This window comes from Parasphingorhabdus litoris DSM 22379 (assembly GCF_020906275.1).
In the GTDB taxonomy this organism is placed as follows: domain Bacteria; phylum Pseudomonadota; class Alphaproteobacteria; order Sphingomonadales; family Sphingomonadaceae; genus Parasphingorhabdus; species Parasphingorhabdus litoris.
Genome location: NZ_CP086727.1, coordinates 1,007,867 through 1,031,308 on the forward strand (window position 1 = coordinate 1,007,867; position 23,442 = coordinate 1,031,308).

Annotated in this window: 20 protein-coding genes; 14 read left to right on the forward strand and 6 right to left on the reverse strand. The window is 52.8% G+C overall.

The genetic code is table 11. The annotated features are described in order from the left end of the window. The first annotated feature begins 37 nt into the window (after positions 1 to 37). From BS29_RS04940 to BS29_RS04960, 5 genes are read left to right on the forward strand one after another with little or no spacing between them, the layout of a single operon-like run. Entirely contained in the window at positions 38 to 1,555 is a 1,518-nt protein-coding gene (locus BS29_RS04940) for a tryptophan halogenase family protein (RefSeq protein ID WP_229956108.1), read from the forward strand. Next, positions 1,555 to 3,429 (forward strand): alpha-amylase family glycosyl hydrolase, encoded by a 1,875-nt coding sequence (locus BS29_RS04945; RefSeq protein ID WP_407673748.1) that lies wholly within the window; start codon positions 1,555 to 1,557, stop codon positions 3,427 to 3,429. Before BS29_RS04940 ends, BS29_RS04945 begins: the two co-directional genes overlap by 1 nt. A gap of 4 nt (positions 3,430 to 3,433) precedes the next feature. Beyond that, positions 3,434 to 5,065: an alpha-amylase family glycosyl hydrolase gene (locus BS29_RS04950; protein ID WP_229956109.1), complete on the forward strand. Its 1,632-nt coding sequence runs from the start codon at positions 3,434 to 3,436 to the stop codon at positions 5,063 to 5,065. Continuing rightward, the gene (locus BS29_RS04955) at positions 5,062 to 7,122 is read left to right on the forward strand and encodes a glycoside hydrolase family 97 protein (protein WP_407673749.1); all 2,061 of its coding nucleotides are present in this window, start codon (positions 5,062 to 5,064) and stop codon (positions 7,120 to 7,122) included. The genes BS29_RS04950 and BS29_RS04955 overlap by 4 nt, the downstream gene beginning before the upstream one ends. A gap of 18 nt (positions 7,123 to 7,140) precedes the next feature. Beyond that, positions 7,141 to 8,652, forward strand: a complete 1,512-nt coding sequence (locus tag BS29_RS04960) for a tryptophan halogenase family protein (RefSeq protein ID WP_229956111.1) — start codon at positions 7,141 to 7,143, stop codon at positions 8,650 to 8,652. Positions 8,653 to 8,703: 51 nt separating this feature from the next. On the opposite strand, the gene BS29_RS04965 is transcribed toward BS29_RS04960, so the two are convergent. Beyond that, entirely contained in the window at positions 8,704 to 10,131 is a 1,428-nt protein-coding gene (locus BS29_RS04965; protein WP_229956112.1) for an amidohydrolase, read from the reverse strand. 204 nt (positions 10,132 to 10,335) lie between these two features. On the opposite strand from BS29_RS04965, the gene BS29_RS04970 reads away from it, so the two are divergent. Further along, positions 10,336 to 10,602: a hypothetical protein gene (locus tag BS29_RS04970; RefSeq protein ID WP_229956113.1), complete on the forward strand. Its 267-nt coding sequence runs from the start codon at positions 10,336 to 10,338 to the stop codon at positions 10,600 to 10,602. A gap of 65 nt (positions 10,603 to 10,667) precedes the next feature. Here the strand turns inward: BS29_RS04970 and mobA are convergent, their stop codons facing one another. After that, the gene (gene mobA / locus BS29_RS04975) at positions 10,668 to 11,246 is read right to left on the reverse strand and encodes a molybdenum cofactor guanylyltransferase (protein ID WP_229956114.1); all 579 of its coding nucleotides are present in this window, start codon (positions 11,244 to 11,246) and stop codon (positions 10,668 to 10,670) included. Positions 11,247 to 11,545: 299 nt separating this feature from the next. Beyond that, the gene (gene recF / locus BS29_RS04980; protein WP_229956115.1) at positions 11,546 to 12,619 is read right to left on the reverse strand and encodes a DNA replication/repair protein RecF; all 1,074 of its coding nucleotides are present in this window, start codon (positions 12,617 to 12,619) and stop codon (positions 11,546 to 11,548) included. 606 nt (positions 12,620 to 13,225) lie between these two features. On the opposite strand from recF, the gene BS29_RS04985 reads away from it, so the two are divergent. The 3 genes from BS29_RS04985 (at position 13,226) to BS29_RS04995 (ending at position 15,193) form a co-directional block, all read left to right on the forward strand. After that, complete coding sequence (locus BS29_RS04985) at positions 13,226 to 13,405, forward strand: PspC domain-containing protein (protein ID WP_089132939.1); 180 nt, start codon at positions 13,226 to 13,228, stop codon at positions 13,403 to 13,405. A 125-nt stretch (positions 13,406 to 13,530) separates the two neighbouring features. Further along, positions 13,531 to 14,481: a cation diffusion facilitator family transporter gene (locus tag BS29_RS04990; RefSeq protein WP_229956116.1), complete on the forward strand. Its 951-nt coding sequence runs from the start codon at positions 13,531 to 13,533 to the stop codon at positions 14,479 to 14,481. Between the two features lie 415 nt (positions 14,482 to 14,896). Then, positions 14,897 to 15,193 carry a YMGG-like glycine zipper-containing protein gene (locus BS29_RS04995; protein ID WP_229956117.1) on the forward strand — a complete coding sequence of 99 codons (297 nt, stop codon included), beginning with the start codon at positions 14,897 to 14,899 and terminating at the stop codon, positions 15,191 to 15,193. A 97-nt stretch (positions 15,194 to 15,290) separates the two neighbouring features. On the opposite strand, the gene BS29_RS05000 is transcribed toward BS29_RS04995, so the two are convergent. Beyond that, positions 15,291 to 15,773 (reverse strand): hypothetical protein, encoded by a 483-nt coding sequence (locus tag BS29_RS05000; RefSeq protein ID WP_229956118.1) that lies wholly within the window; start codon positions 15,771 to 15,773, stop codon positions 15,291 to 15,293. A gap of 51 nt (positions 15,774 to 15,824) precedes the next feature. Here BS29_RS05000 and BS29_RS05005 point away from each other — a divergent pair, with 51 nt between their 5' ends. Both BS29_RS05005 and BS29_RS05010 read left to right on the forward strand, forming a co-directional pair. Then, positions 15,825 to 17,156 carry a S41 family peptidase gene (locus tag BS29_RS05005; RefSeq protein ID WP_229956119.1) on the forward strand — a complete coding sequence of 444 codons (1,332 nt, stop codon included), beginning with the start codon at positions 15,825 to 15,827 and terminating at the stop codon, positions 17,154 to 17,156. A gap of 61 nt (positions 17,157 to 17,217) precedes the next feature. Further along, on the forward strand, positions 17,218 to 17,634 hold the full coding sequence (locus tag BS29_RS05010) for a MarR family transcriptional regulator (protein ID WP_229956120.1): 417 nt from the start codon (positions 17,218 to 17,220) through the stop codon (positions 17,632 to 17,634). A gap of 84 nt (positions 17,635 to 17,718) precedes the next feature. Here the strand turns inward: BS29_RS05010 and BS29_RS05015 are convergent, their stop codons facing one another. After that, positions 17,719 to 18,747, reverse strand: coding sequence for a DUF6607 family protein (locus tag BS29_RS05015; RefSeq protein ID WP_229956121.1), 1,029 nt, complete (start codon positions 18,745 to 18,747; stop codon positions 17,719 to 17,721). A 17-nt stretch (positions 18,748 to 18,764) separates the two neighbouring features. Further along, positions 18,765 to 21,014: a TonB-dependent hemoglobin/transferrin/lactoferrin family receptor gene (locus tag BS29_RS05020; RefSeq protein WP_229956122.1), complete on the reverse strand. Its 2,250-nt coding sequence runs from the start codon at positions 21,012 to 21,014 to the stop codon at positions 18,765 to 18,767. Positions 21,015 to 21,294: 280 nt separating this feature from the next. Here BS29_RS05020 and BS29_RS05025 point away from each other — a divergent pair, with 280 nt between their 5' ends. The 3 genes from BS29_RS05025 to BS29_RS05035 all read left to right on the forward strand — a co-directional run bounded on the left by BS29_RS05025 (position 21,295) and on the right by BS29_RS05035 (position 23,441). Continuing rightward, positions 21,295 to 22,683, forward strand: a complete 1,389-nt coding sequence (locus tag BS29_RS05025) for an MATE family efflux transporter (RefSeq protein WP_229956123.1) — start codon at positions 21,295 to 21,297, stop codon at positions 22,681 to 22,683. A 142-nt stretch (positions 22,684 to 22,825) separates the two neighbouring features. Continuing rightward, positions 22,826 to 22,999 carry a YdcH family protein gene (locus BS29_RS05030; RefSeq protein ID WP_229956124.1) on the forward strand — a complete coding sequence of 58 codons (174 nt, stop codon included), beginning with the start codon at positions 22,826 to 22,828 and terminating at the stop codon, positions 22,997 to 22,999. 133 nt (positions 23,000 to 23,132) lie between these two features. Further along, positions 23,133 to 23,441 (forward strand): TFIIB-type zinc ribbon-containing protein, encoded by a 309-nt coding sequence (locus tag BS29_RS05035; protein WP_229956125.1) that lies wholly within the window; start codon positions 23,133 to 23,135, stop codon positions 23,439 to 23,441. The last annotated feature ends 1 nt before the right edge of the window (position 23,442 follow it).

Sequence of the window (23,442 nt, forward strand, 5' to 3'; positions counted from 1 at the left end):
GCATAACTGTTGTGATAAATAGATGAGGGAGGCGGCAATGCAAAAATTTGTCATTGCCGGCGGGGGGACCGCTGGCTGGATGGCAGCGGCAGCGCTTAGCCGCTTCCTTGGTAAACAGGCCAACATCACCTTAGTTGAATCCGATGCGATAGGAACTGTCGGCGTCGGCGAAGCAACAATCCCCCAGATCCGTCTTTTCAATCACGGCCTTGGCATTGATGAAAATGCTTTTGTCGCTGCGACCCAGGGTAGTTTCAAACTCGGCATCCAGTTTGATGGATGGAGTGGAGACGGTCAGCACTATATTCATGCTTTTGGCAATATTGGCCGGCAACTCGGGCTTGTTGGTTATCACCACTATTGGTTGCGTGCGCTGAAAAGCAGTAAAACCAATGACTTATGGTCTGCCAGTCCTTGCGCCGTGGCTTCGGCAGAAAACCGCTTCGCACCGGTTGAAGAAAAGCCCGGTCAACTCCCTAGCGGCGTTGCCTATGCCTATCATTTCGACGCCGGGCTCTATGCGAAATTCCTGCGGCAATATGCTGAAGCTGGCGGTGTCAAGCGCATCGAAGGCCTGATTGCCGACGTCCGACAAGATCCCGAAAATGGCACCATTCAGTCACTGCAGCTGGAATCAGGACAGCTGGTCGAGGGCGATTTTTTCATCGATTGTTCCGGCTTTCGCGGCCTGCTGATCGAAGGCGCATTAAATGCAGGCTATGATGATTGGCGCCATTGGCTGCCCTGTGATCGCGCGGTTGCTGTGCCATGCGAAGCAACCAAACCGCTGACGCCCTATACAAAATCATCAGCGCGCAAGGCAGGCTGGCAATGGCGCATTCCGCTCCAGCATCGCACGGGGAACGGGCATGTCTACAGCAGCGCCCATATGTCGGATGACGAAGCGGCCTCGATCCTGCTCGACAATCTGGACGGGTGCGCTTTGGACGAACCCCGGCAATTACAATTCACCACCGGGAAACGCACGCGCGCTTGGGTAAAAAATTGCGTCGCGCTTGGCCTGTCCGCAGGTTTTATGGAACCGCTGGAGTCGACCAGCATCCACCTCATTCAATCCGCTATCGCGCGGCTTCTGCAACTGCTTCCCGGCGATCATATCGCAGAAGCGGACATTGCTGAATATAATCGCCAAACAGATTTTGAATGGGAACGCATTCGCGATTTCCTTATCCTGCATTACCACGCCAATGGTCGCAGCGAGCCGTTCTGGCAAGCCGTCCGCGATGCCGAAATTCCCGATAGCCTGGCGCATAAGATTGCCCTTTTTAAAGCCAATGGACGGATTGTCCGGGAGCATGAGGAATTGTTCACCGAAGCGGGTTGGTTGCAGGTCTTGATCGGGCAAGGCATTGTGCCGGAAGGCTATCATCCCCTCGCCGATCAGCTCAGCGAAAATGATCTGGTCGAGTTCCTGAAACTCGCCGGTCAGCATGCCCAAAGGATTGCGTCGCGCATGCCGGATCATAGCGACTATATCGCGCGCCATTGCGCCGCGCAGCAACATTCCTCCCCAACCAACAGGATCGTCGCATAATGATGAAGAAAATTTCCTTGCTCACCAGTCTGGCGCTTTCAACATCGCTTCTTGGCGGTTGCGGCCAAGCCGAAGCGCAGGAAGCCCCGATCTATGGTGATGGAGAAGCGACAGTTGCTTTGGACAGCGTAAGAGCGCGGTTACCCGAAGATGAAATCATCTATTTCGTGCTGCCCGACCGGTTTGAAAACGGCGATCCGCAGAATGATATCGCCGGTATTGAAGGCGGGCGGCTGAAATCTGGCTATGATCCGACCCATAAGGGCTTTTATCATGGCGGCGACCTAAAGGGATTGACGGAAAAACTGGATTATATTCAAGGACTTGGCGTTACCGCCATCTGGTTTGCACCGATCTTCAAGAACAAGCCAGTACAGGGCACGCCCGGCAATGAAAGCGCTGGCTATCATGGCTATTGGGTCACCGATTTTACTCAGGTCGATCCGCATTTCGGTACCAATGACGAGTTTCGTGCTTTTGTTGACGCCGCGCACGCGCGCGGGATGAAAGTCTATATGGACATTATCGCCAACCATACGGCGGATGTCTTGTATCCCAAGGAATGCGAAGGTCAAAAGCAGTGCGTCTATCGCAGCAAGGCGGATTACCCTTATCTTCGCCGCGGCGGTGTAGACGGTCCCGCCATTAACGGAGGTTTTGCTGGCGATACCGTGATGACGGCAGACAATTTCGCAAAACTGACAGACCCGACCTATGCCTACACGCCTGTCACGAAAGCCGGTGAGGAAAATATTAAAGTTCCGGCATGGCTCAACGATCCGATCTGGTATCACAATCGGGGTGATACGACGTTTGAAGGGGAATCCTCCCGCTATGGAGATTTCGTCGGTCTGGATGACTTGATGACCGAAAACCCGCGCGTGGTGGACGGGTTTATCGAAATATTCGGCGACTGGATCGACAAATTTGGCATTGATGGCTTTCGCATCGATACTGCCAAACATGTGAACCCGGAATTCTGGACCCGTTTCACCCCGGCCATGCTCGAACGCGCGAAAGCTAAGGGCATAGATAATTTCCATATCTTCGGAGAAGTCTACGCGCATGAAGTGGATCCCGGATATCTGGCCCAGTTCACCAAGCGTGACGAGCTACCCACCGTCCTCGATTTCGCGTTTCAGGTCGCAGCACATGATATGCTCACCGGCAAAACAGGAACCCATATTTTCGGTAAGCTAATCGATGGCGATGTGCTCTATGCCGGGGGTGAAGCAACCGCACGTCAGCTGCCGACCTTTCTTGGTAATCATGACATGGGCCGCATGGCGCATATGCTGGACAAAGCCTATCCCGATGCCAGCGAAGAAGAGCGGCTCGCGCGCATATCGCTTGCGCATGTCCTGCTGATGGCGACACGCGGCGTACCCACGATATATTCCGGCGATGAACAAGGCTTTGTCGGCGATGGCGGAGACCAGGCCGCGCGTGAGGACATGTTCCCCAGCAAGGTGGACGTCTATAATGACAACCGCCTGATCGGCACGGACGCAACCACAGCCGAGGCGAATTTCGATGATCAGCATCCGCTTTATCAACTGATCGCCAAACTCAGCAAGGTGCGGAAACAGACGCCGCAGCTTCGCTATGGTCGCACGCTATTGCGTGCCAGCAGCGAAAAATCAGGCCTGCTCGCCTTCACCCGCGGAGACGATGATGGAACCGAGGTCTTTGTAGCGCTCAACATGACCAACGAGGCGATCAAACAAAATGTCGAAGTCGGCATCAACTCGGTCAATTTTTCTACTCTGGCAGGTCAATGTGCTGCCACCGTTTCGGCTCCCGGATCGGTTTCCGTCAACCTCCCTCCGCTTGGCTATGCCATCTGCCAGGCCACTCCCCAGGACAAGAAGTAAACACGTGCTACAGAAATTGCATAACATAACTGATATTGATCCCGACACCGCCACACCATGGTGGAAGGGGGCTACGATTTATCAAATCTACCCGCGTAGCTTTGCCGACAGCAATGGCGACGGCATTGGTGATCTGGCAGGTATAACCGCTCATCTTGACCATGTTGCCAGTCTGGGCGCCGATGCGATCTGGCTGTCTCCCTTTTTCAAATCACCGATGAAAGACTTTGGCTATGACGTCGCCGATTATTGCGACGTTGATCCTATCTTTGGCACGCTGACGGATTTTGACGCTCTGATAAAGCGGGCGCATGAACTGAACCTGCGCGTGACGATTGATCAGGTCTATTCGCACACGTCCGACCAACATGCATGGTTTGCCGAAAGCCGCAGCAGCAAAGACAATCCCAAGGCCGACTGGTATGTCTGGGCCGATGCCAAGCCCGATGGCTCGCCACCTTCCAACTGGCAGTCCGTCTTTGGCGGTCCGGCATGGACCTGGGATGCGCGGCGCGGGCAATATTATCTGCACAATTTTCTGTCCAGCCAACCACAGCTGAATGGTCATAATGCCGAATTGCAAGAGGCGTTGCTTGACGTCGGCCGCTTCTGGCTGGATCGCGGCGTCGATGGTTTTCGCATCGATGCGCTTAATTTTGCGATGCACGATCCTGAGTTGCGCGACAATCCACCGGCACAGCCGTCAAACAAGAAACGCACGCGCTCTTTCGACTTTCAACAGCGACTCTACAACCAGTCGCATCCCGATATTCCCGCTTTCATTGAACGTATCCGTTCGCTTACCGATGAATATGAAGGCAGCTTCACCGTCGCCGAAGTTGGCGGTGATGATGCCGAGCGAGAGATGAAATTGTTCACTTCCGGTGAAACCCATCTCAACAGCGCTTATGGATTTAACTTTCTCTATGCCGATGCTTTGACCCCTCGCCTGGTGCGAGAAGCTGTCGAGCAATGGCCAGATATTCCGGGCGTGGGGTGGCCAAGCTGGGCATTCGAAAACCACGATGCCCCGCGGGCCGTTTCACGTTGGGTCGCTCCGGAATATGCTGATGCTTTCGCCCGGATGAAGATGTTGCTGCTGGTCGCGTTGCGCGGCACGATCATCATCTATCAAGGCGAAGAATTGGGTCTGACGCAGGTGGATATCGCCTTTGAAGACTTACAGGATCCTGAGGCTATCGCCAACTGGCCCTTGACGCTTAGCCGTGATGGTGCCCGGACGCCGATGCCATGGCAGTCGGGCGCGCTCAATGGAGGCTTTTCCGAGGTCCAGCCTTGGTTGCCGGTAGCTGATGAGCATCACGCGCTGGCCGTGGACAAACAGAATGATGATCCGTCATCGCTGTTGAACCTAACCCGGGCGTTGATTGCATTGCGCAAAAATCACGAAGCCTTGCGGTCCGGTCGATTAAACGTCCTGAAAGCCGATGGTGACCTGTTGATCTTCGAACGCGAAGCTGGCGACGAAACGCTGACCTGCGCGTTTAACATGGGTCCCACTGATCTAACTTGGGGCGTGGAAAACGGCACTCTCATTCATTCTGTGAATGACGCCACAAATAACGCTCTGCCAGCTTATTCCGGCATCATATTGTCCAAAAATCAAGGAGAATGACTGTGGTCAAAACCCCCGTCCGCAATGTTTTACTGCTGATCGCAGCGTTTCTATCTACACCGGCCCTGGCCGAAGATCTCGCCTCAACGACCTCCCCAGATGGCCAGATCAAGGTTTCGGTGATGATCAATGGTGAAGGCCGTGTACAATATGCCGTGACCAAAGATGGCAATGCCATAATTGCACCATCACAAATGGGCTTTCAGTTCACCGATGCTATCCCAATGGCGCGCGGCTTTACCTTTGACGGTGCCGATACCAATGCAGTGGACAGCAAATGGGAATTGCCTTGGGGTGAACGCACCACAGTAGTGGATCAGCACAATGAACTGGCCGTCAGGGTACATGATATGGGCGGCGACAAAGGAACAACAAAACGCTCTCTAACCATTCGTTTCCGGGTGTTTAATGACGGCATCGGCTTTCGCTATGAGTTGCCTGCACAAGCCGACGGAAAGCCGTGGAATATCGCAGATGAAAATACCGATTTTGTGATCGCGCAGAACGGTGTTTCTTGGTGGACACCTGCTGGCGACTGGAACCGCTATGAATATCTCTATCATGAAACTCCGATAGACAGCGTTTCCTCGGCCCACACGCCGATTACGATGAAACTGGACGACGGCACCCATTTGTCGTTTCATGAAGCGGCTCTGGTTGACTATTCAGGCATGTGGCTGAAGCGGGTTGAAGGTCGGCGTTTCCGTTCGACGCTCGCACCGTCCAGTCGCGATGCGCGGGTCTCCCGTACCGGCGCGTTCAATACCCCTTGGCGCACAATCCGCATCGCGGCAGATGCGGCCAAGCTGTATGACAGCGATTTGGAGCTAAACCTCAACGAACCCAATAAGCTCGGCGATGTAAGCTGGGTAGAGCCGTTTAAATATATTGGCGTCTGGTGGGAAATGCATCTCGATACCGCCAGCTGGGCTTCCGGCGAAAAACATGGTGCGACCACGGCCAACACCAAACGCTATATCGATTTTGCCGCCAAACATGGTTTCCGCGGCGTATTGGTAGAAGGCTGGAACAAGGGTTGGGACGGCAACTGGTTTGGCAATGGCCGCGACTATTCCTTCACCGAAACCTATCCCGATTTCGATATCCAATGGTTGACGGACTATGCCCGTGAAAAGGGCGTGCGTCTGGTCGGCCATCATGAAACCGGCGGCAACATCAAGGTCTATGAAGCACAGCTGGACGAGGCGATGGCGCTCTATGAAAGGCTTGGCATCGATGCAGTGAAAACCGGCTATGTGGCCGATGCCGGCGGGATCATTGCACCGGGCGATGGCCCTGATGGCGAGCGTTTTGAGTGGCATGACGGACAGACCATGGTCCGCCACCATCTGAAAGTCGTTGAGACAGCAGCCAAGCACAAGGTCGCCGTCAATCCGCATGAACCGATCAAGGATACCGGCCTGCGCCGAACCTATCCCAATTGGGTCAGCCGCGAAGGCGCGCGGGGCATGGAATATCAGGCATGGGGTGAGCCAGGTAATGGTCCCGATCATGTGCCGACAATGATATTCACCCGAATGCTGTCGGGTCCGATGGATTATACGCCGGGCGTTTTCTCGTTAAAAGGGCGGGATGGCCGCGATCTGGAATCAACGTTGGCACGGCAATTGGCGCTCTATCTGGTGGTCTATTCACCCATTCAAATGGCGGCTGACTTGCCCGAGAATCTCGCAAAATATCCCAAAGAACTGGCCTTTGTGGAACAAGTACCCGTCGATTGGAGCGAGACAAAAACACTGGCTGGCGAAGTCGGCGACTATGCTGTTATCGCGCGCAAGGATAAGGCGAGCGAAGACTGGTATGTCGGCGGCGTGACCAATGAAGAGGCGCGGGATATAGCGGTTGATTTGTCTTTCCTACCTGAAGGCACGAACTATGTCGCAACAATCTGGCGCGACGCCGACAAGGCCGACTATCGCACGGTTGCTCGCCATGACACGGAAATCGAAAACCGTAATGTGACGGCCAAAGACAGGCTGCCCCTGCGCATCGCTCCGGGCGGCGGCTTTGCCATCCGACTGACGCCAGCAGGTTGAATAGGGCTTCGGAATGATATGACCGATCCCGCCGCCAAAGATTTCGTCATATTGGGCGGCGGGACAGCTGGCTGGATGGCGGCATGTTTGCTGGCGCACCAATGGCGTGATCGCGGTGCGAAGGTCACCCTGATCGAAAGCAAGGAAATCGGCATCATCGGTGTCGGCGAAGGCTCCACACCGCAGCTAAAAGCCTTTTTCGATCGGCTTGGCATAGCGGAATGCAAGTGGATGCCCGCCTGTGACGCGACCTATAAAAACGGTATCAGCTTTCACGGATGGTCCAACCGGTCCGGCTATGAAAGCTATTTTCATCCTTTTCCCGCCCCGATTGACAGCCATACGGCGGCTAAATTTTTCTATAACACCCGGGCCCGGCGGACCGGTCGGGATGTTGACGCGCACCCTGATCGTTTCTTCCTGCCCGCACTTTTGGCCGCGACCGACAAAGCGCCAAAAGCGCCGGAGCATTTCCCGTTTGAACCAAGTTATGGCTATCATTTTGATGCCCATAAAGTCGGGGCCTTTCTGGCTGGCCACGCGACGGAAAATCTGGGCGTCAGACATATTGAGGGTAGGGTCGAGAAAGTCGAGCGGGCAGATAATGGCGACATAGCTGCGCTTGTCACAGAAGATGGTGCACGCATTGCGGGTGATTTTTTCCTCGATTGCAGCGGTTTTCGCGCCATATTGTTCAATGGTGCTTTGGAAGAACCGTTTCTTGCTTTCTCGGACAATCTGTTCAACGACAGCGCAGTAGTCATGCCAACTGCGCATGCAGACGATGCCGGCTTGCCAAGCCAAACCAAGGCTACGGCGCTGTCAGCCGGTTGGATCTGGGACATTCCGCTGACTACGCGCAGCGGGAACGGCTATGTCTATTCCTCTTCTCATATTGATGCAGAGACAGCAGAGCAGGAACTGCGCCAGCATCTGGGCGTTGGCGACCAGGGCGAAGCGCGCCATCTGAAAATGCGGGTGGGCAGGGTACGCAATAGCTGGTCGCACAATGCGCTAGCTATTGGACTGTCCCAAGGGTTTCTCGAACCGTTGGAAGCGACCGCTCTACACATCGTGATGGCGACAGTGGAGCAGTTTATCGGATCATTTGAGGTTGGTGGCTACACACCGGAAAATCGCGACAGTTTCAACGCCGATATTGCAGCCCGTTATGAAGGCATCCGCGACTATATTGTCTGCCACTATAAAGTGAACCGGCGCGAAGATGCGGCGGGAATCGACTATTGGGCCGCCTGCCGCAACAACCATAGCTTATCAGATGATCTGAAAGCGGTGCTCACAAATTGGTATATTGGCGGTGACCTGGCGGCAGAAATTGCTCGGCTCGATATCAGCAAATATTATAGCGCGATCAGCTGGCATAGTCTTTTGGCAGGCTATGGCACCTTTCCTGACGATGCCAAAATAACGCCACCTGGCGAGGACATCGTCCATCATGATATGGATGATATTGGTCGCTTTCTGGAACGCTGTGCGCTCAATTTTAGTGACCATGCAGCGGCATTGTAGGTGGCCGGGTCCAGGCTCGACATTTAGCAAAATCAAACAAGCCGTATATCCCTACTTGCGATAATCCAGTGGCGGGTCGCGGTCGCCCAGCAGCGATTTATATTCATAATTTGGTCCGCGTGCCTTGTCGAACTCAGCCTTGGCTTCTTTGCGCAACTCCGGATTGCTATACAGTTCAATTGCAGCAAGGGTCAGCGTCTTGGCCGCGGCCTGTGTGCCTTTGAAACCAATGGACATACCGCTTGCCGCCGATGATTGCCAGCTATGGGCAGAGGTTCCTGGCACCCATGTTGCGGTCTGCAGACCAACTGTCGGTGTAGCATAAGACACATCGCCAACATCTGTCGATCCATAGCCCAGTGTTACTTCATAGGGCTGTATTTCGGACTCGCTGCCGAGTTTCAGTTTCGGGCTATCAAAGCTGGCATAAATAGTTTCGGCGAACTTTTGTTCTTCTGCGGAATAGGTAATTCCACCAACTTGGCGCAGTTTTGCATCCACCATTTTGGCCAGGGTTTCGTTGACCAATAGCGGATTATTGCCATGGATTACTTCCCAATCCACTTCGGTGCCTGTGCCAAGGGCAGCACCGCGAGCGGCATCTTCCATTCTCTTCCAAATCGCATCTACGCCATCTGGATCCGGGTGCCGGACATAGTAGAAGACTTCCGCAAAATCAGGGACAACATTGGGTGCAGTCCCGCCTTCAGTAATGACATAATGAATGCGCGAGTCCTGCGGGACATGTTCGCGCATCATATTGACCATCAGGTTAAATGCTTCGACGCCATCCAACGCAGAGCGCGCTTTTTCAGGCGCGCCTGCCGCATGAGCAGAAACACCCCTGAAACGGAACTTGGCGGAACGATTGGCCAAGGTCATGCGGGCTGCTGCAGAATTTTCATCACCAGCATGCCAGTGCAGGGCAAAATCAACATCGTCGAATAATCCAGCGCGGACCATATAGACTTTTCCGCTACCGCCTTCCTCTGCCGGTGTTCCGTAGAGCCGGACACGGCCAGGTGTTCCGGTTTCATCTAGCCATTTCTTGACGGCAATGGCTGCTTCTAACGACCCTGCACCGAACAGATTGTGGCCACATGCATGTGCGGCGCCTTTACCTTCTATTGGCGATCGTGTTGCAACCGCATCCTGGTTAATGCCGGGCAGAGCATCAAATTCGGCCAATATCGCGATGACGGGCCCGCCTTTCCCATATTCGGCCACAAAGGCTGTTGGAATTTCGGCAACGCCCGAGGTTATCTTGAAGCCCTGTGCGCGAAGGTTTTGCTGCAATAGGCCGCTGGCTTTCTCTTCCTGATAGCCGACTTCTGCCCATTCCCAGATCTGGCGAGCGACGCTGGCGGTTTCATCATAGCGGGCATCAATGCCTTCCAATATTTTCGTTTCTTGCGCGTTCTGCGCATGGGCCAAGGAGGGCAGGGCGGTTAGAGCGAGCAAGATACTAAGATGTTTCATAAATTTCCCCAGACCAATGACGATTTTCCTGACGATGGCATAGTTCAAGACCCTCACGCAACAATATTACAGGATTCGCGTTGTTGCGATAAGTGCAAGTCAATTGCAAAAATGCAACTCGCGGGTGCAACATTTCACATTGCAACTTACTTTTGTGTAAGTACATTGGTCATGCAACCTCCCCAATCCTGAATGGAGACTAACATGAACAAATTTGCTTCTATCATTCTCACCGCAACAGCCCTTTCTTTGACAGCTCCTGCCGCTTTCGCTGCTGACGTTCAACGCAATGACCGTCTTTATGACGCCTCCGGATCCAGTGTGGCGAAAGTCAACCGGGTGACCGACGATGGCGACGTACTGGTGATCTATAAGGGCAAAGTTCGCCGTGTTCAGGCCGAAACCCTATCCAAAACTGACGGCAAGTTGATGACAAGTCTGACCAAGAAAGAATTGCGCCGCCTCAAATAAGCGGACGACAAATTTCTCGCCTTTGGCGAAAATAGGAGCCGGTGCATCCCCTCATGCACCGGCTTTTATATTTGGGCTTCGGCATCTGCTAAATCTTGTGGCGTATTGATGTTCATGAATGGCGCTTCGTCCGGCCAGTCGACCAACTGCGCATCGCATTGTCGCGCCAGCCAATGCAGGGAAGGGGATTGCTCGCCGATTTCGTGCGTTCCGCGTATGCTATTCACGATATCGCAGCGCCAATAGCCAAAAACCGGATGTAACCGCTCTGGCCCCTGCGCAACAGCACAGCCCGGCACAGCGCTTAGGCGGCGGACAAGATTGTCGGGTGCGAAGGGGGCATCCACCGGAACCGTCACAAAACCAACGGCTTCGGGACAGAGTATCGGCAAATGAGCCGCAATGGTAAAAATTGCACCAATCGGCCCACCGGGTGCGTCAGGGTCATCGGAGATAATGTCGATGCCAGTGTCAAAATCGCTGGCGGCCGAAAGCCAAATTCGATCGACAGAGGGGCTATATCGCGCGATTGCGCGGTCGACCAGTCGCTCACCGCCCAAGGTGATTTTCGCTTTATCCTTGCCCATTCTGCGGGATTGACCACCCGCCAGAATGACAAGGCAGGTTGGGGGATTATCATTCATCGTCACGGGCTCCGACACAGTTGGTGCGGGCCTAATTTGCCGTCAGCTGCCCACTCTGTCCAGCAATTCTCCAATTAAATCAGTCGGCTGGGACTCTGCAAGCTAGTTTTGAAGATGATTGGCAAGGCCTTGTCCTAGGTTCAGGATAGCACTGGGAAAATCACGGCCTGCAACGCAAGCAGGATTGGCACGATCGAACTGCCAAGCTTTGCCAGTGATTGCGTTGTACGCTTCTGTTGTTCAATCTGCATATTGCATCTAATGCTTAAAAAAGACCAACCAACCGCTAAGGTTGATGGTTAACGCTTCGTAACCGTACCGCCTGCCACCTTGAAATGGAGTGCATCATCGGGGACGTCATCAAATAGCCCGGGCTCCGTGCCGGTCAACCAGACTTGCCCGCCCTTTTCCTTCAACTTGCTGAACAGCGCTGCCCGGCGCTGTGGGTCGAGATGAGCGGCGACTTCATCAAGCAAAAGGATCGGGCGGCTGCCCCGTTGATCAGCGATGAGGTCGGCATGGGCCAAGATGATCGAGAACAGCAAAGCTTTCTGCTCGCCAGTGGAGCATTTCTCTGCGGCCTGGTCCTTGGCCCTATGAAACACCGTCAGGTCAGCGCGATGTGGGCCGTTCAATGTTCGGCCAGCCCTGCGATCGGCTTGGCGATTTATGCCGAGAGCCTGAAGCAGCTCTTGTTCGCTGCGCTGCTGTTTGTCGTCGAGATGAAGTTTCGCCGCGGCAAAGAGACCATCGTCGGTCTTCGCCAGCGCATCATTAAGGGCCTGCGTAATGCGAAAGCGGGCCTCGGCGACTGCACTGCCAAAGCTGGCGAGCTGTCCGTCGAGTGCATCCAGCCACTCGCTGTCTGGCATATATTCATCTGCCAATAGCCGGTTGCGCTCTCGTCGTGCGGCATCATAGCGCGTACAACTTCTGGCATGTTCCGGTTCAAGAGCCGTTACCAGTCGATCCAGAAAATTCCGCCGCCCCGATGCGCCCTCCATGAACAGCCGGTCCATCGCAGGAGTTAGCCACAATATCGATAGCCATTGGGCTAAATCATTAGTCGGCACCGCAGCGCCGTTGACCCGTGTTTTGCGGCGTTCGGGATATTCCATGCTGGTGCCGGTTCCCAGTTGGATATCCCCTAGCTCCGCAGCGACGGCAAAATCGCCGCTGCTTCCCTCGCTGGCCATATCCTTTATCGGAGCCCGCCTTAACCCGCGGCCGGGTGACAGAAGCGATACCGCTTCCAATATATTAGTCTTTCCTGCGCCATTATCGCCGCTCAATACAACAAAGCCCGGTGCGGTTTCTAAACGCAGCTGCGGATAGTTCCGGAAATTTTGCAAAGTGAGGCGGGAGATCGTCATGACAGGCCATCTTGTCTAGCCTTGTCGAGATATGATGAGAAGAAAATTCGCGACCCGGGTCGCTATCATTCATCTCTTGTTCATAAGATACTAAAAGTTAGTGAAAAACACCAAATATCGGTTTTACAGGATTTGACGTTCATGGTCGAAATCGACCAAGCACATGAAAATAAACGATAAATAAAAACTGGCACGCCCTGTGCAAGGCATGAGACATCTTCGCTAACACAACCGCGAAGCCTAGTTTTTAAATAAGAAGGAAATCAAAATGTTCACGAATGTATCAAATAATATCGCCGCCGCTTTCGCCGCCATCGTCTCAGCCAGTGTTTTCATCGCGGCTAGCGTTGGACCAGCAGTCAACAATGCCGGCTCTCTTGTAATCTAACTTTACCCTAATCCCCTGAAAGGAAATATCATGACCTACGAATTGCAAAATAAATTTCTCGCTGGTTTTGCCGCTCTCTTCTCCGCAGCAGTTTTCGTCAGCGCCAGTGTCGCCCCAGCGATTAACAATGCCGGTTCTTTGGTGATCTGATGTCAGACAAAAACAAACCCACCAGCTGGCCCGAACCCATTTCATCGAACAAAAGGAAAAATAGCCCTGTGAAAAACAAACTCAAACTCGACAAAGCCAATGGCAAGCTAATGGGCGTATGCTCCGGCCTTGCAAATTGGAGCGGCATGGATGCCAATCTTCTGCGCATCATCTTCGTGCTCGCGACCATTTTTGGCTTTGGTTCTGCGATCATCATCTATCTCGCGATTGGCCTGATTGTCGACTAATCGCGAGATCAACCATCGCATGAATGATATAACATACAGAAAACATTGAATAATAATCATAGACCGCTCTGATAAATCCGTGTATTTAATAGCAAGCAGCTATTGAGTAATTTATCGGAGCGCAGATGTCCGGCCATCACCATCATCACGGACATATTTCTCACAGCCACCATGATCGCCACGGCCCGCACGGCCATATGCCAACAAATTTCAGCCGTGCCTTTGCCTTTGGTATCGCGCTCAACACCATCTACATCATCGTCGAGGTAATTTTTGGCCTCCTTTCCGGCTCCATGGCTCTGCTTGCCGATGCCGGGCATAATCTGTCAGATGTGCTGGGCTTAGCCGTCGCATGGGCCGGAGCTGAACTCGCTAAAAAGCCTCCCAGCAAGCAATTTACTTATGGTCTTGGCGGATCGTCGATATTGGCAGCCCTATTGAACGGCCTATTTCTGCTGGTCGCCTGTGGGGCGATCGCTTGGGAAGCGATAGAGCGGTTTAGTGCCCCGCAAGCTGTCGCGTCGCAAACTGTTATCATTGTGGCGTCGATCGGCATCGTCATAAACTTCGGAACGGCAATGCTGTTCATGCGCGGTCAGAAGGAAGATATAAATATCCGCGGCGCATTTTTACATATGATGGCTGATGCTGCAGTATCAGCGGGCGTGGTTATCGGCGGTATCGCAATATTCTATACTGGGCAGAATTGGATCGATCCGCTGATCAGCTTGCTCATTGTTGCACTGATCTTCTGGAGCACCTGGGGATTATTGAAAGAAGCCATCCGGATGTCACTGGCCGGGGTGCCAAGGGGTATCGATGTGGAAGAGGTATTGGAGGCGCTTTCTGAGCTTCCCGGAGTTGAGACGGTACATGATCTGCATATCTGGCCGATGAGCACCAGCGAAAACGCGATGACCGCACATCTCGTCATTCCGGGGGGGCATCCGGGTAAAGGGTTTCTTGCTGATGTTCAGACGGAGATGAAAAAGCGTTTTGCGATCCATCACATCACCATCCAGATTGAACTGGAGGACGAGGAATCCGATATCTGCCAAACGAATTGCCATTCATAGAAACGTGACGTTTTGTTGCCAATGACCATGGCGGCCCATAGGCGAAGTTTACAATATTCACACAGTCCTATTACACCGCCTGATCTGGATTTTTTGTTTCAAAGTTCACACAAGTCACACAGGATCAAGTAGCCTGCGCGTTACGCTTCATTTTTCAAAGTTCACACAATTCACACCCCAATTCCGCTTGCCGCAGAATTAGACGATAGACCATATTCAAAGCTGAGAAAGAGCGCGGTTTCAATATCACAAAGCGACATGTGTAGGAAAGAGGAGCGCTCCTGAAACGCCTGTTTGCGGTGATTATCGCAACCCCAGAGCCATTCGTCCGAAAAAGATATTCTGTTCAGCATACAGAATATGATCCGTCGGTCTATTGCCCATGACAGGGGCAGATTTTTTCAGGAGTTTGGTTATGAGAATATTTGCACGGAAATTATCAATCCTCGCTGTCACGACTGTGTCGGCAATTTCTTTAACAGCCTGTGCCGGCAACTATGCTGGTGAAGGTGCCGCAGCTGGCGCAGCAACCGGCGCCATTATCGGCGCGGTGACTGGCGATGCCGATGATGCCTTAAAAGGCGCAGCCATTGGCGCTGCTGCAGGAGCGGCCGCGGGCTATTTCATCGACAAGGATGATGATTGCGATGGCTATAATGATGACGGTGAGCTCGACGACGACTGCCGCGGAGAGCCTGGTTATCCGGATTGATAGGTGGTTGAAAGCGATTTGCACTTGGCTTTTAACGTCCGCTTTGGGCGTGAAAGCGGATGTTAAAAGGGACCTTGCAGCCGCCAATATTATATGATCACGGACATTTGTAGCTCAAAGGGATAGTGCCACCAACAATCATATCCTTGGTGATTTCACCTTTTTCGTAGCGATCCAGGATCAAGAATATGTTTGTATCGGCAGCGTACAGGGTTCTGCTTCGATCCAGCGGACATGGAAATTGATCCTCGGCAAACTGAAGCAACAGCTCAAGTTCATGAACATGAATTGCTTGGCGGTCCGCTTTTTGAAAATCGCCTTCACCGCGCTTTTTATCGTAGCGCGCGAAACCAGATTGGCCGGTTTCAGGATGATAGAGCGCCCACTGCGGAGCGATCGAAGCATTGCCATCTTTCACTGGGCCTGTGGCCGAGCAAGCACAAAGGCAAAGCGTCAAACACAATATGTTAGGAATACGGATGGGGCTCTCCTTGAAACCAGTATATAAAATCAATGCCAGTATCTGCTGTTGATGCAAATATTTGTTCCATATTTTTAGCATGAAGAAAATATATTGCAATATGTTGCGCAATATGTTGTATGAATTCCGTTATCACAATAGGAACTCAGCATGCTGCACAAATTCTGGTCATTGATCATCGCTTCACTTTTCATATTTTTTCTGACGCCCGATGTTGCAGCCGAAGAACATGGCCTCTCCAAGAATGAGAAAAACGAAATTATTATGGCCTTGGGAAAGGCTTTGAAATCAAATTATGTCTTCCCGGAAAAGGCGGAGAATATCTCGCAACTCTTGCAACAAAATTTGCGAAATGGCGGTTATGATAAAGTCAGGGATAAGTCAGAATTTGCAAGCGAGCTGACCAATGATATCATTGAAATCAGCAACGACCTTCATTTTGTTGTTGGCCTTGACCCAAAATGGGTGAGTGAATTTACCGCAAAAGATGACCCTGCTCGCAAAGCTGAATGGAGGCAAAAGAACCTTGCAGAAGCGGCCCAGACAAATTTCGGTTTTGACAATATCAAGCGGCTTGAGGGCAATATCGGCTATGTAAGTTTTACCTATTTTGCCAATCCGGAAATCGGTCATGATACGGCCGCTGCAACGATGAAGTTTATAGAGAACACCGATGCCATCATTTTTGATCTGCGTTACAATAATGGCGGATATCTCGAAATGGCTCAGTTTCTTGCAAGCTATTTGTTTAGCGCAGAGAAAGACCAGCTTCTCTTTGATTACTATTATAATGAAGACGGGAAACGAATTGAGCGCGGTCAGTGGGTTTTACCAGCACTCCCCAGCAAGCGGTTAATGGACAAGCCGGTTTATATCCTGACCGGCAGCACGTCATTCTCGTCTGCCGAATGGTTTTCCTACACGCTTCAAAAACTGGGACGTGCAACGTTGATTGGGGAACGAACGGCGGGCGGTGCTCACCCAGTCACCCGGGTTCCGATCGATGATGAATTCTTCCTGCAAACACCAATTGGCGAGATTCGGGATCCTGTGGACAAGAGTGACTTTGAAGGCCAAGGCGTCGTGCCCGACCATCAAGTCGCATCGAAAAATGCTCTTGTGGTCACGCATATGATGGCGTTGGAAACACTTGCGAAAAATGACCCAGCCAAGGCGGAGGAACTTAAATGGCTGCAACCGGTCCTGTTGGGAAGGTCTAGTCAAACTCAATTGCGAGCAGATATTGGCGAAAAAATCACGGGCGCCTATGAAGGGCGCAAAATTGTGCAGGAAGACGGACAGCTATTCTATATTTGGCGAGACCGGTTTCGTTTGGCTTTGACACCGATTGCAGAAAATCTGTTTAGCGTAGAGGGCATAAAGGATTTCCGATTTCGGTTCCTGACCAGCGGTGATAAGGTGACGGCGTTGGAGCGCATAAACAGAAAGGGGCCCAACAGGGTCTATAAACGCATTGACTAAGCCTCAAGATAGTTATCCCGATATTTCAGATCCTGTCTTCATTGGGCGCCCAATTGATAAATTGAGCTTGCTTATAGAGGAGCAATCTTCGGAGATATTTGCGGAATTTGGGATTGTCATCCCGGTACGCTCCTGCTCGTTAATGACGTCCCTGGCCAAGTTGGGGTCAGCCTCGGCGTCGGATTTGGCATCCGCGCTTGAGCAATCTCATCAGCTGGTATTGCAGAAGCTGCCCAAGTTGGTTCAGCTTGGGCTTTTGGTGCGGACACAGGACGAAACAGATGCGCGTCGGAAACTATTCTCCCTTACAGACGAGGGCATAGACCAGCTGGAGAAATTTGATCGCTGCAGTGTTCTCCTCCGAAAAGCTTATGCTGAACTTTTTGCAGAAGTCGGTGACATAAATTTGCTCATTTCAAATGCTATTGATGCGTTGAACCAAAAACCGCTGTGTAACCGTCTCAGTGATAGCACCTGACGTTCGCTTTCGGGATAAATGAAACGCACCACCAATGCCGGGCATGGCCACAAAACGGACACGAGCTTACATTCACGCGAGGGTTCAGTAATTGCTCGAGCGGACACCATTTTGCGCCGACTGAACGGCACCCGGTTTGGTTGCCTTGGTGATCAGCGCGCGTGCTTTTTTGGTTGCCGCCGCTGCATCCATTTCGTCTTCGGCTATCTTGGTCCCCATTTCCAACAGCTCGGCACTGATTACGGTGCCGGTTTCCGCTTCTTCTTCGACCGTCACACCATTGTTTGACGCAAAAGCGGCATCCCATGTCTTACGCACTTCGGCCCAATAGTCCTTGGTCTTGGTCCAATAGTCCTCGGCGGCCTGCACATTATAACCGTCAAACTTGGTATACGTGTTGAGCACATATTCCTGTACAATGGGAACGAGCTTGCCATCGACCATTCCCATTTTCGTATTGTCCTGAAAATGGATCCAGCCATTGGGCATGGGGCTATGGCGATTGATCGCATAATAGCGATCATAGACAGGGTTCCGAACAGCGTCACGGCGGGCGAGAGGTCGCCAGGTCCAGCTGGAGCGCCAGCGCCGGACACCGCCTTGTGTTTCCCATTCGCCCAGACCTGCATAGCGCGGGCTGTCATCCACCTGATAGACGGTTTGTGACCAGCGGCCATTGCGGCGTTTTTCAGATATCGGCTGATATTCCCAACGGTTCCGATCCGAATAGGCGAGAATTTTTTCCGGCTGATATTCCCAATCCTGTCGCCAGTGTTTGACGATAAAATCCTTCTCGCCCATGTCGACGACCAAAAGATGTTGCAGCACGATTTTCGTACCAGAGTCTTCGACAATTTTAACGACTTCATGGCCGCCTGAAATCTTGCGCTCGCGGGGTTCATAGTCGGCTGCCCAAGGCGTGGATTCCTGCATGTCAAAGCGGACTTTGAAATTGCCTGCCATCGCCAATATATCGGCCCGATCGGCCTCAAAGGCTGATTTTTCGACATCGGCTGGTCGATCCGGTATTGGAGGGTGGGCCAATGCTGGAGATGTAAGTAGTGCTAACGAGAACAGAGCAGTGCCAAGCTTTGCGGCATATTTGATAGACATATTAATTCTCCCAAAATTTAGAATGACAGACTGATGGACACGCTGGCGTTGCGGCCGGGTTGTGTGAAGGCATCGGTGATTGTTGAGGTTTCCCTCAATCCTCGCACGCTGTTCCACAGGGCATATTTCTTGTCGGTTATGTTGAAGATACCGGCCCGTATTTTGATATTGTCGGTGACGCGATAAAATGCGGTTGCATCAAAAATGGCGGATTCTTGCGGGCGGAAACAGGCGTCGGTGCAGACGCCAAGCGTTTCGTTTGCCTCCTTGCGTGCATTGTAGCTCACGATAAGTTCGCCGCCGAAGAAGCCGTCAGGGTCACGATAGCCAACGCCCAAAATCGCGTTGAGCGGATCGATGGTTGAAAGCGACTGGTCCGGCTCACCCGGCCGCCCCGTTTCTCCATCTGCAAAAGCAATGGCAAAACGAGCGCGAAAACCATTGTCCGCTTCGTAACTCGCCTTGGCCTCAAAGCCCTTTACCTTCACATCAGCAATGTTGACGAACTGGAAGATCGCGGGGTCGCCGGGCCGGAACGACCCGCCAATTTGTTCCTGGCTGATAAAATCATCATAGTCAGCATAGAATCCGGTTAGCCCAAGACTGATACCATTGGCGGCATATCTTATGCCGGCTTCAAAGCTGGCACTGGTTTCCGGTTTGAGATCAGGATTGGGCGCGGACGTATAGCCGAACGCCAGATTTTCGAAGAAATTGTTGACCTGACTGGGCGTTGGCGCCCGGAATCCCTGTGCGTAATTTCCGAACAAGCGCACATCACCCAATTTGACGACCGCCCCCAGTTTTGGCGAAAATTTGGAGCCATTTTGCCCACTGGGCGTAAATGTAGGCAGCAGGGGATCGTTGAGTGTTGGATCAAGGTCATAAAAGTCAAACCGAATGGCCGGGTAGATGGTGACGACCCCCTCGCCAAATTCGATTGCATCACCGAGATAAAATCCGCCCAGGATGAAATCTGTATTTGGAAAGGCGCGAGACGGAAAGCTCTCTCCAAAAGGAGGTACGACGCCGTCACGCAGACCGTCTTGTTCTGTTTTGCTAACATCGCCACCAAAGGTCAGTGTATGTTTGACGGATCCGGTATTGAAGGTTGAACGGAAGTCGGCCACCGCGCCATAAACTGTGTTGTTAAATGTGTTTAAGCGTTCCCGGTCCGGGCGCGGTGTTGCGCCGGTTGGCGAGCGGTCTTCATCCGCAAATTGCCGATCTTTGCCATCCTGCCAATAGGCAGCGAGATGGGCATAGTCGATGATCCCGCCGCTTTCTTCGCCCGCATCATAAGTATAATCAATAGATGCACGAGCGCGTTCGGTTTCGTCATTGGCGGTCAGGCTGTCGACAATCCAGCCGGGTGTCGGACCGAACAAGAAGACAGGGCCGCGACCGGAGAGGACATCTGAAAAGACTTCCCGCTCAAGATATTCGCCCGTCAGGCGGACTTTGTGATTACCATTTTCCCAAACCAGCTTGCCCAAAAAGGCATTTGACTCGCCATCCTGTGGATTAGGCGTTGTGCGTGTGGCATCAGCGGTATCAATAGAGCCCTGATTGTCCAACTCTTCAAAATCACGGCGAGAGTAGGCCAGCATCGCAGAGAAATTTCCGGTCTGGCCCGCCACCGCGATGGTTTCGGAAAATTCCTGATCAACAGAGCTATATTGCGCTCTTACAAACCCGCCAAAATTAGAGCCATCGTTCAGAAAATCCACGGGATCAGATGTTATGAAGCTCACCGCTCCGGACAGGCCGTCACTGCCATAGAGTGCGGAGGCTGGACCGCGCAAGATCTCCACTGACTTGATCAGGCCGACATCCGTCGCATTACCGCGCCCTACATCCTGTGCACCAAAGCTGAACCCTTGCGGTGATCGGATGCCATCAACCTGGATGAGAACACGATTGCCGCCGATACCGCGAATGTTGAAATCTTCATTCCCTGCACGGCCCGTGGATCCGAGTGCAGCGCCAAAGCGTGCCGGAGCCCGGCGCACGGTAATGCCCGGTTCAAAGCGAACGATATCGCGGACATCTGTCGCCAGTTCATCGGCGATGCGTTCCTGATCAATAACCGTGACAGTGGCCGGCGCATCTTCAATCGCGACCGGCGCGCGTGTCGCCGTCACTGTAATTGTGTCGTCTTCAAAAACCGCGCTGCCTTCTTCTGCGGCCATTGCCGCTTGGGAAAAGCCCAAGGCGAGTAGGCTGCACGAAAACGCCATGCCCCGGCGCCGGAAGTGTGATGTCATTGTGGTATCCCTCTTTGACCTGCATTATTGCTAATGCAAATGATTCGCATTCGTAACTAGAGATGACCGTCAGAGTCTGTCAATCATGATTTTGAAAATTGTACAGCTCCGTGCTGTGAAACCTGTTTGTAAGGCCGCGCCAATGCATTCTTTTCATTCATCACATCTGATGAGAAACTCGCTTGGGCTTCTGCATGATCAGAAGCCGAACAGCGCGCTGGGTAAAAATTCTCTCAGAGTTTCGCTAGCGCCTTTGGTCTGGCTCGGCTAACGGGCAGATATGGCTACTGCAGCGCATTCTTTTCGATCCCCCAATCCTTGGCGCCACGAAGCCTTCGTGACGCTGAAACTTGCGTGGCCGCTTATCCTGTCCAATCTGACCATGGCATTGATTGGCGCGACGGATGTTTTGATGATCGGCTGGTTGGGTGCGCGCGAATTGGCAGCCGCAACTTTGGGTTTCAATCTTGCCATGAGCTGCGCCATTTTTTGCATGGGACTGGTTACGGCCTCTGCACCGATGATGGCGAGTGAAATAGGCCGGATGAGCCACAGCGTACGTGATGTCCGCCGTACCTTTCGGCAAGCAATTTGGTCAGCTGTCACTGTCATCATCCCGTTCTGGGTGCTGCTCTGGAATACAGAGAGCATATTGATGTATTTTGGCCAGCAACCCGATCTGGCACGCAATGCGGGGCTCTATATCTCCGCTTATATGTGGTCGATATTGCCGTTTCTATGCTTCATCATATTGCGAAATTTTGTTTCTGCGCTGGAACAACCGGTTTGGGCCCTGATCATTAGCGTGATTGCCGTAATGGCAAATGCGCTGTTTAACTATGCCCTGATTTTCGGGAAATTTGGTGTGCCGGCTTTCGGTGTCATCGGGGCGGGCATTGGCAGCGTGATGACCAATATGCTCATGTTTGGTGGCATGGCGCTGGTCGTTGTTTTGCACAAACGCTTTCGTCGCTACCATCTTTTTGGACGCTTTTGGGGGGCCGACTGGCAGCGTTATCGCGCCTTGTGGAAATTGGGATTGCCGATCGGCGTTACCATGGGACTGGAGGGGTCGGTATTCGGAATCGCGGCGCTGCTTATGGGCTTGATCAATGCTGAGTCAGTCGCCGCTCATGCAATTGCCCTGCAACTCGCATCGCTGACCTTCATGGTTCCTATGGGATTGGGGCAGGCGGCGACCGTGCGGGTCGGCATTCAATATGGCCGTAAAGATCATGCAGGAATTACGCGCGCCGGTTGGGTCAGCTTCGCTCTCGGGACATCCTTCATGGCGGCGATGGCGCTGGTCTTTGTTCTGGCACCCGATTTTCTGATCGCAATTTTCATTGATGCCAATGCGCCGGGCAATGACAAAGTAGCAGCGCTTGCGGTCAGCTTCCTGGCCATTGCCGCCATCTTCCAGATTGTCGATGGCGCACAGGTTGTTGGAGCTGGAATGCTGCGCGGCTTGCATGATACGACCGTGCCAATGGTTTTCGCACTCATGGGCTATTGGTTCATCGGTATTGGTGTCGGGGCGGGCCTTGCCTTTTGGCAGGGCTGGGAAGGCATTGGTGTTTGGACCGGGTTGGCGAGCGGTCTTGGCATTGTTGCTGTGCTCATGTTGGCGCGTTGGATGATGCGGGAACGGATCGGCTTGCTGCCTTAGGCCAAGTATGTCTGTGTTGTGCGAACATGGCGCCACCAGCATCAATAGTAAAAAGCTATGAATGGTGAGCAATCGTTTCGATTGGATCAATCGGGATATCTTTGGCACATATTGTTCAAGCAATTCAACCAAGGAGGCCGTTATGAAAAACTATGTCGACGAACTCGTGAGACGCCACCGTCGGTTAAACCGCTTGATCGACAATTGCCGCGCCGCTGGCCGGCAACAGGAAATGCAGCAGCTAAAGCGCATTCGTTTGAATATTAAAGACAAGATCGCCGCTGCAAGGCGCGACTTGGTGCCTGTTACCACCTAACAGGCCAAGCCGTTGGGCGATATGTACCGTGTTTCACTCCCCGGTCCCCACCGGAAACTAGAGCATATCGCCCAACATTCCTCCCCAGACTGATTACGCCGATTATCCCCCTAGAGTTTGTTCAGGATATGCCATGACCTCTTCCTCTCCCAACCGATCCAGCGCGTCGCAAACAGCGCCAGCCATGCCGTGCCCAGTATGTAATGTCAGTCTGATGATAAGTGAAAGGCAAGGGGTGGAAATTGATTTTTGCCCGCAATGCCGCGGCGTATGGCTCGACCGCGGCGAAATAGACAAGATTGTTGAAAGGTCACGGCCAGCCGAAATACCGCGAGCGGAACAGACCTATCGTCCAGACCGCACCATCTACAGCGACAGCTATGATCACCGGCGCTACAAGAAAAAGCGCCGCAAATCCTTCCTGGAAGATTTGTTCGACTAGT

Coding starts and splice junctions, on each gene's coding strand:
- BS29_RS04940 (WP_229956108.1), top strand. CDS start 38: ATGCAAAAATTTGTCATTGCCGGCGGGGGGACCGCTGGCTGGATGGCA.
- BS29_RS04945 (WP_407673748.1), top strand. CDS start 1,555: ATGATGAAGAAAATTTCCTTGCTCACCAGTCTGGCGCTTTCAACATCG.
- BS29_RS04955 (WP_407673749.1), top strand. CDS start 5,062: ATGACTGTGGTCAAAACCCCCGTCCGCAATGTTTTACTGCTGATCGCA.
- BS29_RS04960 (WP_229956111.1), top strand. CDS start 7,141: ATGACCGATCCCGCCGCCAAAGATTTCGTCATATTGGGCGGCGGGACA.
- BS29_RS04965 (WP_229956112.1), bottom strand. CDS start 10,131: ATGAAACATCTTAGTATCTTGCTCGCTCTAACCGCCCTGCCCTCCTTG.
- BS29_RS04970 (WP_229956113.1), top strand. CDS start 10,336: ATGAACAAATTTGCTTCTATCATTCTCACCGCAACAGCCCTTTCTTTG.
- mobA (WP_229956114.1), bottom strand. CDS start 11,246: ATGAATGATAATCCCCCAACCTGCCTTGTCATTCTGGCGGGTGGTCAA.
- recF (WP_229956115.1), bottom strand. CDS start 12,619: ATGACGATCTCCCGCCTCACTTTGCAAAATTTCCGGAACTATCCGCAG.
- BS29_RS04990 (WP_229956116.1), top strand. CDS start 13,531: ATGTCCGGCCATCACCATCATCACGGACATATTTCTCACAGCCACCAT.
- BS29_RS04995 (WP_229956117.1), top strand. CDS start 14,897: ATGAGAATATTTGCACGGAAATTATCAATCCTCGCTGTCACGACTGTG.
- BS29_RS05005 (WP_229956119.1), top strand. CDS start 15,825: ATGCTGCACAAATTCTGGTCATTGATCATCGCTTCACTTTTCATATTT.
- BS29_RS05015 (WP_229956121.1), bottom strand. CDS start 18,747: ATGTCTATCAAATATGCCGCAAAGCTTGGCACTGCTCTGTTCTCGTTA.
- BS29_RS05020 (WP_229956122.1), bottom strand. CDS start 21,014: ATGACATCACACTTCCGGCGCCGGGGCATGGCGTTTTCGTGCAGCCTA.
- BS29_RS05025 (WP_229956123.1), top strand. CDS start 21,295: ATGGCTACTGCAGCGCATTCTTTTCGATCCCCCAATCCTTGGCGCCAC.
- BS29_RS05030 (WP_229956124.1), top strand. CDS start 22,826: ATGAAAAACTATGTCGACGAACTCGTGAGACGCCACCGTCGGTTAAAC.
- BS29_RS05035 (WP_229956125.1), top strand. CDS start 23,133: ATGACCTCTTCCTCTCCCAACCGATCCAGCGCGTCGCAAACAGCGCCA.